Below are 15,377 nucleotides of genomic sequence, written 5' to 3'. Positions count from 1 at the left end.
CTTTGCCAGCAAATATTACCAACGGAACGTTAAGTTCGATTGACCTCCTGCTGGCGTCGTAAATAGGAATGATGGGAGGCGCTTTCTCAGTGGTTGACATGTTACAGTCATCCAGTTTGGTATCGCCATAACATCGCGTGACACCGCCTATCGTCGGTAAGGCGATTTTGTTTTCCAAACGTACATTTGAAAAAGTCCCACGAACCATGATGTGATGATTTCCTCGGCGTGAACCATAACTATTAAACTCTTCGGGTGTGATGTTTTTTGAAAGTAGATATTGACCCGCCGGACTATGCTCTGAAATGCGGCCTGCTGGTGAAATATGGTCGGTCGTAATTGAATCCCCCAAAATGGCTAATACACGCGCTGATTCAACAGGAAAAGTCGGCGGTGGTACTTCCAAAAAAGGAGGGCGTTGTATGTAAGTGGAGCCTTCGTCCCAAGGGTAGCAGGGGCTATCTTTCATTGACAATTGCTCCCACTCTTCATCACCTTCAGTAATGTCGCTGTAACTCAATCTAAAGTGGCTCTCATGGACTTGATTTAGCATTTCATCTAGCATGGCTTGGCTTGGCCACAGATCTTTTAGATAGACGGGCTCGTTGTTAGTATTGAGCGCAATTGGGTCTATTTCTAAGTCAATACAGGTCGTACCCGCTAACGCAAATGCGACGACTAAAGGTGGCGAGGCAAGCCAGTTTAGGCTAACAGAGGGGTGTACTCTACCTTCAAAGTTGCGATTACCTGATAATACCGCCGATACATTCAGGCTGTTTTCCAAGATCTCAGTTTCAAGATTGTTTTTTAATGGGCCAGAGTTACCAATGCATGTTGTGCAACCGTATCCAACTCGATGAAATCCCAATAGGTCGAGGTAGTCTTGCAAACCCGTATCATTGAGATATCGAGCGACAGCTAATGAACCGGGGGCGAGAGAAGTTTTGACGTAGCTAGGAATGGTTAACCCTTTTTTAACTGCTGCCTTAGCCACCAAACCCGCAGTCAGCATAACAGCGGGGTTTGACGTGTTAGTGCACGAGGTGATAGCTGCAATGACGACATCACCATTATGTAAGGGTCTGGATGAGCCTGGCTGGCTTGAGTTTGCGGCACCTTCAATAGCACATTGGTCAAGAGTCGCTTGCTTAATGGCGCTGATATTAAGTCTGTCTTGAGGTCGTTTGGGCCCTGCTATTGAGGTACCGATAGCAGATAAATCGACTACAACATTTTCGTCATACTCTGGTGAAGGGCGGTTTGTATCCCACCATAGATCTTGCTCTAGAGCGTACGCCCGCACTCTATCAATCAGTGAAGAAGGGCGGTTTGTCAGGGTTAAATAGGCGATAGTATTTTCATCAATTGGGAAAAATCCGCAAGTGGCTCCATACTCTGGTGCCATATTGGCAAGCGTTGCTCGGTCTGCCACCGATAGAGTTGCTAAGCCGTCACCATAGTACTCAACGAACTTACCAACCACGCCATGAGACCTTAACCTTTCTGTGATCGTCAAAACCAAATCGGTCGCAGTCACACCGGGACGCAATTGCCCATCAAGACGTACTCCGACAACTCGTGGGATAGCGATATTTAGTGGCTGACCAAGCATTGCAGCTTCGGCTTCTATGCCTCCCACTCCCCAACCCAACACGCCTAACCCGTTTATCATAGTGGTGTGGCTATCGGTTCCTATTACCGTGTCTGGTGTTAACACTCTTTTTTCGTCTTCGCGCACAACTTGAGATAGATATTCCAGATTAACTTGATGGCATATCCCCTTACCGGGAGGGATCACTGTCAAGTTACGGAAGTTCTTTTGTGCCCATTTTAGAAATGTATAACGCTCTCTATTTCGTGCCATTTCATGTGCGCGATTTGTTTGTATCGAAGATTCTGAACCTGATTGATAAACAATTAACGAATGGTCTATGACAAGATCAACCGGACATTTAGGCGTTACATAACTCGGATCTCCGCCTTCTTGAGCTACTGCATCTCTTATTGCGGCTAAATCGACTAAAGCAGGTATCCCAGTATAGTCCTGCATCAGTACTCTACTAGGATAGAAACTTAATTCTGATGAATTACCGTTGCTCTCTGAGTCGAGAGCCTTATTTTTAAAGAGCAATGCTTCAATAATTTGAGATGACTCTTTTAAATCAGAGGTTTGTCGCATTACATTTTCAATAAGCAGACGTTTAGTTACGGGAATTTTGGACAGGTTTACTTGATAATCTTGGGCAAGTTTTTTTAATGACCAGTATCTGTATTCTGTACCTTTTAAATTCAGTGAACTTAGATATGTTTGGCGCCATGTTTTCTCGTTGGTGGGTATCATGATTTGTTTCCTTTCAATGATGGTTGACCTTTATAAAAGGCACCTCCTTGTCATAGACTGTTTTCTGGGACACTTTTATATTTCCCATATCCAAATAGCTTTGATCAGCTGAAAATCTATAACCTGAAAGGACCAGAGTTGAATTTCGAAAAGAAGGAAGAAGTTGGAATGGACTTTTACCATCAAACAATAACTAGACAAAAAATGAAGGCAAAGCTTTTGATTGCTATGCCTTCAGCCGTATCTAGATGAGAGCCACGTTTGTTGCGTGCGGTCCTTTCTCACCTGGTTCAACTTCAAAACTTACTTTTTGCCCTTCCAACAGGGTCTTAAACCCATCAGACGAAATCGAACGGAAATGGACAAAAATATCCTTGCCATCACTATCTTTGGTGATAAATCCAAAGCCTTTATTCTCGTTAAACCATTTTACTGATCCAGTTTCTCTGTCAGACATATATACCTCGACTAATCCTATAGGTTAAGGCTCTGGTAACTAGAGCTATTTCATAGTCACTCAAGAGGGCTGTCGCAGAAGTTAAACGAAAAATTTCGAAAATAACTGTGAAAGGAAACTTGTTTTATAATGAAAAAATAACTCAAATTCGCGGAGCTACTTTAAGTATAAGTCTTAAATTGAAAATAGTTAGTTTAGTCTTCGGTCATATTTTAATTTGGCTGTAAGGTTATGATTTTAAAAAGCATTAGTAAGTTTCCAATGCATTCGCTAACAAAAAACGACTTTATGCCGACTGCGAGCAAATAGCCGAAGTTGCAACTAGCTAGTTTTTGCGATACTTACAATGCTAATTTAACTAGTGCTACTCACTTTTGTCTATTTTATGCTGACTTGTGTAGTATCATTGTTTATTTCATAGCCAACGTGGATGCGGTGCGAAATTCAGTCAACCATCAAAATAGGATTATATGTGAGCAAATTACCTAACCCGACACAAAAGCAGAAACAACTTGGTCTTAATCCGAAAGGAAAAAGGATTAAATGGATACCAGAAGAGCTTAAGAGAAAGGATGTCCGCAAACGAACAGAAGATATTGAGGAACAAAAGAAGTGGAATAAGGAATGGGGATTGTGAGTTCAAGAAACCTCTCTGAACTTATCAATACGACACTCCTCATGCATTCTGAAAAACTGAGTAACTTGGAAAGAGACATGCTTTCAGGTTTACTCGACCAACTCAACCGTGAACAAGCTTTGACAGACAAACAAATTAAATTTTGTCAAAGGCTAGTACGAAAAACTAAGCAAGCCTGTGTATTTATTGATGACACTCCAAACGAACCGTGATTGCTCGGCAATATCAGTCTTCGATGTTATCAACCCAGCCTTGTTCAAGCATCAATCGAGTCAGAACTTTATCCATTAAATCTTTGATTTCAATTTGGTCAGTACCCTCTGGTGCATGATGCTCTGCGGAACGCTTTGCGTTGGTTAGACTTTTCATGAATATAGATTCGCTATCCATTACGGCGTGTTTCGCGTTGAAGTAAGTGACCTGGTAGGTCGGCATAGTATAATTCCTTTTGTGGGGGGGCGTGAAGATGTGATGTATTCAATATAGCACTTTTTCATGCTTGAGCGTTCTAACTAACTTCGCCTTCTGGGATCAAACTGACTAACCAAGCAGCTGATTATCAAGAAATATGAACGCAAAGTCTACTTCTCCGCCTTTCAATATTATGATGCTGATCGACTCTCGCTGTACTCTCCAAATCCACATACCAACGCGCACTATGACTGACATTTGTCATCGCCCACCATTGTTTTAACAACTCAATGCCGCTCTCTTCAAGATATGATGCCCTGTCCAGACATGTCGTTGGTGTAGACTGTGTTTAGGGATTATCTATTGAAGACAAGGTCTTTCTATGGGCAAATATTGAGCATGCCGTGATCTGAAACGCCCATACTTTTTCCAATACTTAATAAATATCTTTCGACAATAAACTATAGGTCATAAGCAAGCCTATCGATCTCTAACGACTAATAAAATAATATACACACTTGCACAATCGTGCATGCGTGTATATTATCCAAAATCTCTTTTTACTTGCTAGAGATTACAATTTTGGATACTAAATTACTTATTGCGTTCAACGAGTTCTTTTATGTAGCGAAAGGCTTAGTTCTTATCATCGCCATCGTGTCACTTTTAACCGGCATCATGCGCGAATACATCCCCCAAAAAAAACTCCAATCAGCGCTGACCAAACACGATAAATGGGGAACCCTTTTGGGTACACTGTTTGGCATGTTAACCCCATTTTGTAGTGCTGCGGTTGTTCCTGTAACCATGGCAATGGCATCAATGGGCGCATCCTTGGGTACAGTAATGAGCTTCATTATTTCTGCACCATTGTGTAACTTCATTGTATTAGCGATGGTGTATGCCACTTTCGGATTAAAGATCACTGTGGTGTACTTCTTGGTGACGTTCACCGCTGCGGTATTGGGTGGCTACGTGATCTCCAAGTCGCCTTGGAAAAATGAAATCAAGCGTGCCGATGAATTAGAAGACAACAAAAGTAAAGGATGCGGCAGCAACACTTCTACTTGTGGCGCAGCACTTTCTTCTACCTCAAGACCGCGCAATGCAATGGCTGGAGCTTGGTCTTTATTCAAACGAATAATCCCATACGTATTGTTAGGTGCAGCGATCAGCGGATTCTCTGCGGTTTACCTACCAGCGGACTTAGTAGATAAATATGTGGGTGGTGATAGCTTCCAATCTATCGTGGTGGCTTCATTTATTGGTATCCCGCTTTACCTACGTATCGAGATGGCGATCCCGCTACTTAACGTGTTAATAGCTAAAGGAATGGGCTTAGGGGCCGCATTGGCACTAATTATTGGCGGTACAGGTGCCAGTTTGCCTGAAATCGCGTTAGTATCTGCAGTTCTAAAAAGAAAAGCAGTAATCGCGTTTGTAGGGATAGTCTTAACGACAGCGATCATTGGGGGCGCTATCTTCCAATACGTTGTGTAAAATCGGTTACTCTGAACAATATAAAACTCGCGCCACTCATCGAGAGTGGCGCCAATCAGTTGAAAGGGTAAAACCATGATGGATGAAAAATACATTGATTCGTTAAAAGCCTTATCAGAACCAAATCGATTGCGATTGTTCTGGTTGTTCCTGCATGTTGATGAATGCATGGCAGTAGCTGAAGCAATGGACATCATTGGTGAAACTCAATACAACGTATCTCGTAATCTTAAAATACTTTACAAAGCTGGCCTCCTGAACCACGAGAAAAAGGGGAAATGGGTTTTCTACACTTTAAAAGAGCAAACCGCCCCGCATTGTCAAGCCTTGGTCGACTCGGTAAGACATTTACCCGAAGACGATTTCAAGGAAGTGGCCAAACGCTGTCTTATTCGGTTATCAATGAGAGTAGACGGCGAATGTGTTATTGGCCCAGATAGCGAGATATGGCACAGCAAGATTAGCTAAATCAAGATAAAGGGGGGCCTAATATTGGTATCCCCTATGAGAATAGAGGTGTGAAGTATGAATACATACACTCAACAAGAGCTTGATTCAGTTCTTGAGCAACACAAACTGTGGTTAGACAAGCAAGGCGGTGAGCGTGCACAATTATGTAATGCCGACCTAAGCAATCGTACAATTAAAAATGCTGATTTGCGTTGCGCCAATCTCACCCGCACCAACTTCAGTGGCGCCAATTTATCAGGTACGAATATGAATGAGGCTGACATTACTTATGCCAATTTCAGTCACGCTAACCTGAACAACGCAACGTTCCGCGATGCGGATTTGAGAAACGCAGACATGAGTTATGCACAAATGAGTAAGGTCGATTTGTATCGTGCGGATCTATTTCGTACTGATTTTGATCACGCAAATATAAGTGATGAGGCATTTAACCGTGTTGATCAAAGTAATACCATCATTGAACTACGTAACCCAAACCAGCAGTGCTTCACCACATAAAAGTTACTCTGATCATCGAGTTACCTATGGATGTGTTCCGCATAGTAGTACCACCTTTAATGGCTAGGGTGCTCCCTGCGAAAGAGCAGGGAGGGGAATAGCCAAAGGTGCGATAGCGCCTTAATGCGGTCTATCCTGTTGCTCGATGTACTGACGAATAACAGTTAGTGGCGCACCTCCACATGTTCCAGCAAAGTAAGACCGACTCCAAAGCACATTCTTACCAAACGCTCCTGCTACATCATTAAATTCCCTGCGAATCCTGCGTGAACTGGTTGCTTTTAACGAGTTCACCAATTTTGCAACGCTAGGTGTATTCGGAGATGTTGATATTAGCAAATGAACATGGTCAGGCTCTCCGTTAAATTCCTTTAGCTCCGCATCAAAGCCCAAACAAAGCTCCCTGAAAGTCGCCTCAAGACTTTGTAGATGCAAATCTCCAAACACTTTCTTTCTGTATTTTGTCACGAAAACGATATGTAAATGCAGTGAATAACAACTATGCCTACCCTTATTAAAATTATCGCACACTGATATTGTCTTTTGTATGTAAGTTGATAATATAAATATATTATCAAGATTCACACTGATTGTCATGTTAATACGCAAAGCATACAAATTTCGGTTAGAACCTACCGCTACCCAAGCGGCTAGACTTGCTGTGCTTTGCGGTCATGCTCGATTTGTGTGGAATCAAGGCTTGCGCCACTGCTTAAACAAGTTGGACTCTGGCGAGAAGATCCCGAACTACGCTGAACTGTGTAAGCAACTCACGCAATGGAAGAAAGAAGACGATCTTGCTTGGCTCAAAGAGGCATACACTGACAATCTACAGCAAAAGCTCAAAGACCTTCATACGGCTTGGATGCGATGCTTCGACAAGTCATTAGCTGCTGATAAGCCTAGATTTAAAAATAAAGGCAAAAACCAAGATTCAGTGCGCTTTGTTAACTTCAACAAATACTGCGAACTAGATGGTAAGCGTGTAAAGCTACCGAGCAAGCTTGGCTGGCTGAAGTTTCGCAAATCACAAGAAGTACAAGGCAACATTAAGAACTGTACTGTTAGTTTTAAGTCTGGTCACTGGTATATCTCGTTCCAAGTTGAGCAAGAAATTGATGAACCTAAGCATACCTCTAGCTCTGCCGTTGGTATTGATATGGGTGTTGCCAAGTTAGTCACATTGTCAGACGGCTCATATCTAAAACCGCTTAACGCATTCCGTAAGCATGAAAAGCGCTTAGCTGTCGAACAGCGCAAGCTATCAAGAAAGGTTAAGTTTTCTGCTAACTGGCAGAAACAGAAAGCCAAAATTCAAAAGCTACACACTCTCATTGCGAATTGTCGCAAGGACTACTTACATAAAGCCTCACATCAAATCAGCAAGAACCACGCGATGATAGTGATTGAGGACTTACGTGTATCAAACATGTCTAAGTCAGCAAAAGGCAATGCAGAAAAGCACGGTAAAAACGTGAAAGCTAAGTCAGGGCTGAACAAATCAATACTTGATCAGGGTTGGTATGAGTTCAGAAGACAACTAGAGTACAAGCAATTATGGAATGGTGGTTTAGTTGTCGCTGTGCCAGCGCAATACACAAGCCAAACCTGCCCTTGTTGCAGTCATGTATCGAAAGATAACCGTAAAACTCAATCTCATTTTGAGTGTATTAAGTGTGGTTACACCAACAATGCAGATATTGTTGGCGCATTAAATATTTTAGAGCGGGGACACCGCTTGTTAGCCTGTGGAGAGTCGGCGTTAGCCGCTTGATGAATCAGGAACTTGCACCTAAAGCAATTTAGCGTGCGCCCATGTAATGGGAATCCCCTAGCGAATCAGCTAGGGGAGGATGTCAATTAGGCGCAGGTCAGTGGTGGTCGGTTCCAGTTTCAGTATTGATTGGTATCCCTCTGTATTCTAATGCGACGGGGGTGATTCCTATCATGGAGAGTCTACTGAGAAATGGTCTTCCCATTAGTACGACATTAGCGTTTTGTATGAGCACTGTCGCTGCGAGTATCCCTGAATTTGTCATGCTGAAACAAGTGATACAATGGCGGCTTACTGGGATTTCTTTTTGGTCTACTGCTAACAGCGTTTACTGTTATGGGGTGGATATTTAACTTACCATTCTGGCAATTTTAGGGGATAGAAATGAAAGCATTTAAGAGTGATTCCCCACGCTTGGCATTTTTAGTTTGGGTCAAGTTTAGTGTTTACGGCGTCCAAGTTAAGTGTCGTGATTGCGTGGCTGGCGTTATATGCCCGTAATAAGAAAGTCGATAGCAGAGATGATCTCGTCTCTAAAAGTGCTTAGATTGCTTACAGGTTCTCTTAGAATTTTGGTTGGTACACTTGCCATTTGATGCGTCAGAATTACGAAGTCACCTTCATCAATATGGATTATGGGGCATAGATGAGTGGGTGCTTTTTTCTCTAACAGCTCAATAGGCGTCAACGGAATAACTAACCGAGTGTTCAATGTATCCAGCAATCCACTTTGAACGTCAACAAAGTATGGATATGCGGTTGCAGTGTTTTTATCGTTGTTTTTGTATAGCGAGAATTGTGACATTAGAATACTCGGTAAGAATCAGAAAATAGTCCGTGATTTTCAGTTAGCTCGTTACAAGCATTAATGGCCTCAGAATTTTGCTTTAACCATTCAGCTTTAAGGCGTTGACGTACTTCTTTTTCAAGTGCCTTTTCCATTGTTGCCGAAAGGTTTATATTTAAGCGTTTAGCCTCCGCAAGTAACTCACTGTTTAAGCTTAAGTTTGTAGCTTTCTTTGGTGCTTGCGTACTATATGCGTTTCTCATGATAGTAACCTGTGCGTATTGTGTGTGCGCATAAATTATAGGTGCAATACAAGCATATAACAAACTGTTCGAGATGGCTTCGTAACACTTGGCGCTTTCACTCCAAGCCAGTTTAGTGTTTATGACACAATTGTTTAACTAAGGTATTAGCGTGGTTGATACCTTTACAGGGCATTATGATCCACAAGGTAGCGAACATCAGAAGTAAGGTAGTTTGTACTAAATTACGGTATTATGTGTAATTAATCAAAATGTAGCTACTTATGAACATACCCACCTTTTCTACACCAGCTTATTCCTCAAATATATCTTGTTCTAACTGTAAAGCATGCTGTTGTCGGCTTGAAGTAATGATCATTTCTGATACGGGAGTACCAGAACAATTCATCAAACGTGATCAGTATGGTAGTGAGGCAATGCTGCGTCTAAGTGATGGTTGGTGTGCTGCTTTAGATAGAGATAGCTTAATGTGCAAAATTTATGAAAATCGTCCTTGGATATGTCGCGAGTTTGAAATGGCTTCAGATGAATGTTTGGATGAGCGAGATAAGTTCATATAAATCATATTGCTAAGGTTTGTTTTGTTCGTAAAATTAATCGCTCAAGAATGATTCGGCACACGCGGCAATTTCAATATGCGTTTGATGTTTATAATTAAGGTGCTGCAATATTACGTTACTTACTCTTAAAATTGGGTTCGAGCTCAATCCAGTAAAATAAAGCTTTAGAAGCAGATAGCATTTCTTACTACTCGCAACTTGAGGAGCGAGAAATGAGCTAACCTGTAAAAGATTATGTTTTTTACATCGAGACTACTTACATGTTGGATTACGAGATAGACGAAGCTTGGTAACAAGTTTCGCTTGCTTGACTTGACAAAAAAATTCTTATGAGACAGCTCAACCTAATACACTTGAATTTTAAGAGTAAAGGTATCTTGAAGTTGTGAACTTTATATGTTCGCTAAGTCTGAATTAAGTTACAACGAACCTAAAGTAAATGACACATTAAATTGATCGAGTCAGTTGACCTTATGCACCTCAGTTCTATTTCTACCGTTATGTTTTGCCTGGTAAAGCGCATCATCAGCACCTTTAAGAATAGCGTTGATCGGTTCTCTTTCTGCAAACCATTGAGACATGCCGATAGAAATAGTCACGTGACCTACAACATCAAACTCGTTTGAATCAATGGCTTTTCGGATTCTCTCAGCAACGTATTCAGCTTGACGTATGTCAGTTTTAACTAAAAAGACCATAAACTCCTCTCCGCCAGAGCGGCAGACAATATCCATCTCTCTCGCCTGAGCCTTGATAATATTTGCCACACTGACAAGTAAGGCATCACCGGCATCATGGCCAAAGGTATCATTGACTTTTTTGAAATAGTCAACATCCAGAGCGAGCACAGAAAATGGAGTGTTTTGTATACGCAAGTTATCAATGGCTTTATCTAAACCTCGACGGTTTAACAGCCCAGTCATTGAATCCGTTAAAGTATCGATATGCAGTTGGTCAATGGTGTTGGATACAATGTTGAATGCGCTGAGAAATGAACACTTTAGATGTGAAGCTTCAAAATACCAAGGTTTAACTTCATTTAAGTCTCGTATAGCAGAAGTACGGTTTTCAAAGCTTTTGACTACATTAGCTAGCTGCCACAACGGTTTTGAGATAAAAGCCGCAGATATCCAAATAACTAAAAGCGTGATGGCTCCAATTGGAAAAGTTTCTACAAGCACATCCCACATTTGGTCGTTAAGTACAGAAAAAGTTAAGCCTTCTGATTTCTGTGCAACTATCCCCCAACCTGAAGCATTAACTGGTGCGTACCCAGTAAGCATATCAATACCCTTGGAGTTAATGATGGCTTTACCACCTTTATTTCCCTGAATAACATCATTTATCGCGTCATTATTAACAATGACTTCTCCCACTCTTTGCCGATCAGGGTGATAGATCAATGTCTGATTCTTATCCACAACGTAGAGGTATGACCCATCTCTATAGCTATGTTGCCCAAGTATGCTCATTAACATGTTCTTCTTATCGAGATAAATAGAGCCACTGACATATCCTAAATACTCTTTTTGTTCGGAGAAAATAGGGTGGGAAATACTTATCAGATAATTACCTGCAGGAGATACGAAGGGATCAGTCACGATTGGAGACTTAGCTTTCAATGATTGTAGCGAACTTTCACTTGTTAATTGGACACCTTTCACTTGTATTGCTTCAGGTGAAACGGCAACAATAATTCCCTTCGCATTGACGATGACTACAGAGTTAAAGGCATTGGTTTGGAGCCTCAACCGATCCACTTCTTGTTGCAACTCATCTGTATCTCGCACCTTGCTTCTAAGCATAAGTGCGCTGTACTCCAATTGTGATAGTGCTGATTCAATGAAAGTGTCCGTCATTCTGGCCATTTTTTCAGCATAAACACGATTGGATTCAATGGTGTTAGTGACAGTTAGTTCACGTTGAACATGATATATGGAGTAAAAAGCGTTTAGAAGGGTGACCATCATACTAAAGATGCTTAAAAATAGTATCAGTTGTCTTAAATTTAACTTATCTCTCAGCCGCTTTGATTCACCCAGGTATTCCATAAATTAAGTCATCCATTGGTCTATTAAAAGTGATTCTACTCGTAACTGTAAATCGATTAAATCCAGTTTGAACAGATTTGACAGTTCAGCCATGTTTGATATGCAACTTCCTTATTAGCTTATATATTTCTTGAAACTCATATAAGCAACATAGATGGTAAACATACAGCAACTAAGCTCTAGACCTGAACAATATTAGGATGGGGGCAATTAGAGGTTCTTGTTACGACGAAACGTCAACTTAATCCGTAAAAGCATGTGTTTAATATGTTGTTTTGAAAATCTAATTGATATATTGCTAGCTTGATATGCAATGTGGTGATAGTTTACTTATTTAAGTATGCTCTTAACCTTGGGCAGTACACGAGTATTTTGTGGTTTATATGAAAAAAAACTTTCTCAGCTCCGCTAAGATCGTTTTGTCCTACTTTGCATTCGCGTCAATGTGGGTATTGTTCTCAGACAAAGCGGTAGAGCTCCTATCTAACAATCAACAAGTATACACCTCGGTTCAGTCACTAAAAGGAATGCTATTTGTTGTGATCACCTCTTTCTTGCTATGGGGGCTGATAAAAAAGAACAACAGGTATATTGAACGAGCCAATGACATTGACTATGTAACCGGTTTACATAGCCCCTACGTCTTTTTTCGCTATTTGGAACAAAAGTTTCGTAATACAAAAAAGGATGAACATTATGTTTTATTTCTTCTCGATATAGACAATTTTAAGCCCGTTTCCGACCGAATCGGTTTTGTAAAGAGTAATCTGTTTCTAAAAGATATCGCACAATCGATTAACTCTTCTACCGTTTCTCCACTTTTCTCTTCAAGGGTGCATTCTGATGGATTTGCTTGTTTGATTCGTATGGAAAGCGAAAGTCAAGTTGATATGCACTTAGCACTTATTCAAAGGCAGTTTAAGCAGAACTCAAAACGTCATGGTATTGATTTGACATGCTCCATTGGTGTTGCGCTTTATCCATTTGATGGGGAAAGTGTAAAACAGCTCATGTCGTCAGCTAAATATGCACTTGCTCAAGCAAAAATCACGAAAAATACTGTCTGCTACCACGACAAAGAGCTCGCTAAACATGAGCTCCAGAGACAGCAGATGACTTCAGACTTACGTAACGCAATACGAGAAAACCAAATACAGATTGTTTTTCAACCAAAGTATTGCCTTAAAGATAAGAGAGTCGCTGGAGTTGAAGTGCTCTCTCGATGGAAACACCCCGAATATGGAGATATATCTCCTGCAGTATTTATCACACTGGCAGAAGAGAACAATCTCTGCAGCGCTCTAACAGAACTAGTCCTCAAGCAAGCATCAAAGCAACTTAGAGAAACTCAGCTTCTAGGACGAGCCATTCAAGAGGTATCAGTGAACCTTTCTGCTACTGAGCTAAATAGCATTGAAGATATGCATCGTATCGAAAATTACTTAAAAAAAGATCTTGATTTTGCACAATACCTCTGCTTGGAAATCACAGAGACAGCAACGTTAAACGATGTTGATCAATGCGCAAGTCTAGTCAGAGAACTCAAGAAATCTGGTGTAAAGTTCTCTATTGATGACTTCGGTGTTGGCTATACCTCATTTGCAATATTCAACAAGTTGGATGTCGATGAAATAAAAATAGATCGAAGCTTCATTAAAAACATCGCTATTGATTATCGCTCAAGAGCGATCACTTCCGGCATCGTCAACATCGCAAAGGGATTTGGTATTCAAGTCGTTGCTGAAGGGGTAGAGACCCTTGAACAGTTGTGTGTTCTAGAAGAGTTAGATTGTGAGCTAGTTCAAGGGTTCTATTTAAGTTGTCCAATCCCCATTGCTTTATTGGATAGAAAATTAAATAACATCGCAAATGTTATATATTAAGATGTTGTATTCCCCTCTCTGCTCTTTTGCAGGGAGCACCCTAGCCATTAAAGGTGGTGCTGCATTATGTGGTGAATTTTCTACTTAAGTAATTTGTTAAAATCACGCATTGGTATGCAGATATAAATCACGCCCACATTCACTGTGCCATAGCCAACGGCTTTATGTACGTACCACCACACGGTTCGTAATCCCTCGGCGTTTTCTTCATCCCATTCCAGTACACTACCAATAGGAACATGGTGCGAAGCAATACGCAGCATTAGCGGTTCTAAGGACTCGCCAAGGTTTTCGTCGCCATCGTCCATCATGAAAAAGTTCTCTTGCTCATCTGGACAAGCTAATAAAGCCACCAGCTCTGGCTCACGATAAGTAAGCGTGTCTTGGTTGGTTTCTAGCTCTAACACTGACTCGCTTTGGTAATTATCATCCGTTGGTTCCAGTTCTGGATCCGCAGGGCGATAAAGGGACGCTTCAAAGTGATCAGGTGATAGTTTGATGGCCTTAATCCAATCATCCCTTAAAACACGGTTAAAGGGCACATGGCCTTGGTATCGAGCCTTTCTTACTACAGGTTTAACTGCGTCACTCATTTGATGATTCTCTCTAATCTGCTTGGTGTTACGTTCATCAATTTTGCGAAGTTGGTCAGAGCTTCACTCTTAGTCTTTCCTTGCAGCTTGTAGCCGTCATGGAAGTTCTGGAAGCCGACCTTAATCATATCGATATAACCTTTCTTCTCGTTGGACTCCTGACGCAGTTTGCGCGCTTGGCGCTTAATAGTTTCGCTTTCCCGTTTCTGTTTGGCGATCTGTTTTTCCATTGCGTTCTGAGCACGTAGATATTTCGCGTGTTCGCGCGTAGCTGCGGCCTTATCCACCATTGTTTTACGGTTGCGAGCGGCGGCTTTCTTCTCTTTCTCGTTGAGCAAGTACGTTTTGTTATCTGAGCCAAAACCAACACGGCGCGCTTGCTGTTTCATTTGGTTGGCCAAGATGCGTTGCCATGCCAGTGATTGCAGCATGGTTGTTGCCTTAAGGACGTGTTTACATGCCACACCGGACAATTCAGGGTTTCGGATTTTCGGGAATGCAAACTCTTTAGGCGGCGCTATACAGTAGTTACCCATAGTGGCCAAGTATCGATACCAATACTGGTGACGTCCGCAGTCGCAATCAAAGGAAATACGGCCAGCACACGCCAGTTGCACCGCTTGGTTGTAATCCCCATTAGGCGATTCGTGTAGTAGTTCATCCCACTGCTCAAGACGCACTTTTACTCGGTGTTCTTCATGTCTAGACACGCTTGAGGCTCGGACACGAATAAGCACGATATTGTTCTTAATGCCGATCAACGTGGCCTTGTGAATACCCGTACCGTCATCGACACGGTTGTTAGCGCGGTCTATGTCAATTTGACGCGAGTTCTTCACCAAAAAGGCGTAGGTGATACCCGCTGTCTTACTGTCATAGACCTCTTTGTGTCGCTGGCGAGCCTTGTCGAACTTGATCAGGTCTTCTTTGGTAAACCGTTGCCCTTTAGCCTTTTCGCCTAGCGCTTTTAATGCCTTATTAGTTGGCTTGGCCAGCGTTGAGGCGGTCAGCGTTCGCTTGGCATTGCGGCGGTTTTTCTTTTGCGCCCGTTCAATCTTGTTGAATAGCTGGTTGAACTGTCTCTCATTGAGGCCAAGGCTGGCAAATGAGCCGTTATCCCGTTTCTCCGCTTCAAACTTCTTCGGCATAAG

At 41.8% G+C, this 15,377-nt stretch carries 17 protein-coding genes; 8 read left to right on the top strand and 9 right to left on the bottom strand.

Features of this window, described 5'->3' with window-relative positions; all coding sequences use genetic code 11:
- Both acnA and FKN16_RS19675 read right to left on the bottom strand, forming a co-directional pair.
- Window positions 1–2,341: aconitate hydratase AcnA (acnA, locus tag FKN16_RS19680; RefSeq protein ID WP_170903398.1), on the bottom strand; the 2,341-nt coding region annotated here is incomplete at its 3' end.
- 244 nt (window positions 2,342–2,585) lie between these two features.
- Window positions 2,586–2,798 carry a cold-shock protein gene (locus tag FKN16_RS19675; protein WP_005378997.1) on the bottom strand — a complete coding sequence of 71 codons (213 nt, stop codon included), beginning with the start codon at window positions 2,796–2,798 and terminating at the stop codon, window positions 2,586–2,588.
- Between the two features lie 472 nt (window positions 2,799–3,270).
- Between FKN16_RS19675 and FKN16_RS19670 the strand changes: the two genes are divergently transcribed.
- Window positions 3,271–3,435, top strand: coding sequence for a hypothetical protein (locus FKN16_RS19670; RefSeq protein ID WP_165615989.1), 165 nt, complete (start codon window positions 3,271–3,273; stop codon window positions 3,433–3,435).
- 225 nt (window positions 3,436–3,660) lie between these two features.
- Here FKN16_RS19670 and FKN16_RS19665 read toward each other — a convergent pair whose 3' ends face one another.
- A complete protein-coding gene (locus FKN16_RS19665) occupies window positions 3,661–3,870 on the bottom strand; it encodes a hypothetical protein (protein ID WP_033905386.1) in 210 nt (69 codons plus the stop codon).
- Between the two features lie 558 nt (window positions 3,871–4,428).
- Between FKN16_RS19665 and FKN16_RS19660 the strand changes: the two genes are divergently transcribed.
- From FKN16_RS19660 to FKN16_RS19650, 3 genes are all read left to right on the top strand, one after another.
- Window positions 4,429–5,346, top strand: coding sequence for a permease (locus FKN16_RS19660; protein ID WP_074190784.1), 918 nt, complete (start codon window positions 4,429–4,431; stop codon window positions 5,344–5,346).
- Between the two features lie 75 nt (window positions 5,347–5,421).
- Complete coding sequence (locus FKN16_RS19655; RefSeq protein ID WP_033905388.1) at window positions 5,422–5,814, top strand: metalloregulator ArsR/SmtB family transcription factor; 393 nt, start codon at window positions 5,422–5,424, stop codon at window positions 5,812–5,814.
- A gap of 57 nt (window positions 5,815–5,871) precedes the next feature.
- Window positions 5,872–6,315, top strand: coding sequence for a pentapeptide repeat-containing protein (locus FKN16_RS19650; RefSeq protein ID WP_033905389.1), 444 nt, complete (start codon window positions 5,872–5,874; stop codon window positions 6,313–6,315).
- Between the two features lie 120 nt (window positions 6,316–6,435).
- Here the strand turns inward: FKN16_RS19650 and tnpA are convergent, their stop codons facing one another.
- Window positions 6,436–6,900: an IS200/IS605 family transposase gene (tnpA, locus tag FKN16_RS19645; RefSeq protein ID WP_228841967.1), complete on the bottom strand. Its 465-nt coding sequence runs from the start codon at window positions 6,898–6,900 to the stop codon at window positions 6,436–6,438.
- 10 nt (window positions 6,901–6,910) lie between these two features.
- On the opposite strand from tnpA, the gene FKN16_RS19640 reads away from it, so the two are divergent.
- Both FKN16_RS19640 and FKN16_RS19635 read left to right on the top strand, forming a co-directional pair.
- Window positions 6,911–8,089, top strand: a complete 1,179-nt coding sequence (locus tag FKN16_RS19640) for an RNA-guided endonuclease TnpB family protein (RefSeq protein ID WP_062865624.1) — start codon at window positions 6,911–6,913, stop codon at window positions 8,087–8,089.
- Between the two features lie 125 nt (window positions 8,090–8,214).
- Complete coding sequence (locus FKN16_RS19635; protein ID WP_230623503.1) at window positions 8,215–8,442, top strand: permease; 228 nt, start codon at window positions 8,215–8,217, stop codon at window positions 8,440–8,442.
- 134 nt (window positions 8,443–8,576) lie between these two features.
- Here the strand turns inward: FKN16_RS19635 and FKN16_RS19630 are convergent, their stop codons facing one another.
- Both FKN16_RS19630 and FKN16_RS19625 read right to left on the bottom strand, forming a co-directional pair.
- Entirely contained in the window at window positions 8,577–8,894 is a 318-nt protein-coding gene (locus tag FKN16_RS19630; RefSeq protein WP_074190785.1) for a CcdB family protein, read from the bottom strand.
- A complete protein-coding gene (locus tag FKN16_RS19625; RefSeq protein ID WP_033905392.1) occupies window positions 8,894–9,139 on the bottom strand; it encodes a type II toxin-antitoxin system CcdA family antitoxin in 246 nt (81 codons plus the stop codon). Before FKN16_RS19625 ends, FKN16_RS19630 begins: the two co-directional genes overlap by 1 nt.
- A gap of 263 nt (window positions 9,140–9,402) precedes the next feature.
- On the opposite strand from FKN16_RS19625, the gene FKN16_RS19620 reads away from it, so the two are divergent.
- Window positions 9,403–9,699: a YkgJ family cysteine cluster protein gene (locus FKN16_RS19620; RefSeq protein ID WP_033905393.1), complete on the top strand. Its 297-nt coding sequence runs from the start codon at window positions 9,403–9,405 to the stop codon at window positions 9,697–9,699.
- Between the two features lie 461 nt (window positions 9,700–10,160).
- On the opposite strand, the gene FKN16_RS19615 is transcribed toward FKN16_RS19620, so the two are convergent.
- A complete protein-coding gene (locus FKN16_RS19615) occupies window positions 10,161–11,723 on the bottom strand; it encodes a sensor domain-containing diguanylate cyclase (RefSeq protein WP_025998574.1) in 1,563 nt (520 codons plus the stop codon).
- Window positions 11,724–12,133: 410 nt separating this feature from the next.
- On the opposite strand from FKN16_RS19615, the gene FKN16_RS19610 reads away from it, so the two are divergent.
- Window positions 12,134–13,633: a bifunctional diguanylate cyclase/phosphodiesterase gene (locus FKN16_RS19610; RefSeq protein ID WP_074190786.1), complete on the top strand. Its 1,500-nt coding sequence runs from the start codon at window positions 12,134–12,136 to the stop codon at window positions 13,631–13,633.
- A gap of 80 nt (window positions 13,634–13,713) precedes the next feature.
- On the opposite strand, the gene FKN16_RS19605 is transcribed toward FKN16_RS19610, so the two are convergent.
- Together FKN16_RS19605 and FKN16_RS19600 are read right to left on the bottom strand one after the other, a co-directional pair.
- On the bottom strand, window positions 13,714–14,226 hold the full coding sequence (locus FKN16_RS19605) for a hypothetical protein (RefSeq protein WP_083612661.1): 513 nt from the start codon (window positions 14,224–14,226) through the stop codon (window positions 13,714–13,716).
- On the bottom strand, window positions 14,223–15,374 hold the full coding sequence (locus tag FKN16_RS19600) for a hypothetical protein (RefSeq protein WP_042522703.1): 1,152 nt from the start codon (window positions 15,372–15,374) through the stop codon (window positions 14,223–14,225). Before FKN16_RS19600 ends, FKN16_RS19605 begins: the two co-directional genes overlap by 4 nt.
- Window positions 15,375–15,377: the final 3 nt, after the last annotated feature.

The sequence above is a fragment of the Vibrio sp. 11-4(1) genome, from assembly GCF_013048625.1.
In the GTDB taxonomy this organism is placed as follows: Bacteria; Pseudomonadota; Gammaproteobacteria; order Enterobacterales; family Vibrionaceae; genus Vibrio; species Vibrio diabolicus.
The sequence above is the reverse complement of the archived record's forward strand: the minus strand, read 5'-3'. Positions and strand labels throughout refer to the sequence as shown.

Bases quoted from the DNA above. Each gene is read 5' to 3' on its own strand.
- FKN16_RS19650 (WP_033905389.1), top strand. From the start codon at position 5,872: ATGAATACATACACTCAACAAGAGCTTGATTCAGTTCTTGAGCAACAC.
- FKN16_RS19610 (WP_074190786.1), top strand. From the start codon at position 12,134: ATGAAAAAAAACTTTCTCAGCTCCGCTAAGATCGTTTTGTCCTACTTT.
- FKN16_RS19665 (WP_033905386.1), bottom strand. From the start codon at position 3,870: ATGCCGACCTACCAGGTCACTTACTTCAACGCGAAACACGCCGTAATG.
- FKN16_RS19640 (WP_062865624.1), top strand. From the start codon at position 6,911: ATGTTAATACGCAAAGCATACAAATTTCGGTTAGAACCTACCGCTACC.
- FKN16_RS19675 (WP_005378997.1), bottom strand. From the start codon at position 2,798: ATGTCTGACAGAGAAACTGGATCAGTAAAATGGTTTAACGAGAATAAA.
- FKN16_RS19630 (WP_074190785.1), bottom strand. From the start codon at position 8,894: ATGTCACAATTCTCGCTATACAAAAACAACGATAAAAACACTGCAACC.
- FKN16_RS19655 (WP_033905388.1), top strand. From the start codon at position 5,422: ATGATGGATGAAAAATACATTGATTCGTTAAAAGCCTTATCAGAACCA.
- FKN16_RS19605 (WP_083612661.1), bottom strand. From the start codon at position 14,226: ATGAGTGACGCAGTTAAACCTGTAGTAAGAAAGGCTCGATACCAAGGC.
- FKN16_RS19620 (WP_033905393.1), top strand. From the start codon at position 9,403: ATGAACATACCCACCTTTTCTACACCAGCTTATTCCTCAAATATATCT.
- FKN16_RS19625 (WP_033905392.1), bottom strand. From the start codon at position 9,139: ATGAGAAACGCATATAGTACGCAAGCACCAAAGAAAGCTACAAACTTA.
- FKN16_RS19600 (WP_042522703.1), bottom strand. From the start codon at position 15,374: ATGCCGAAGAAGTTTGAAGCGGAGAAACGGGATAACGGCTCATTTGCC.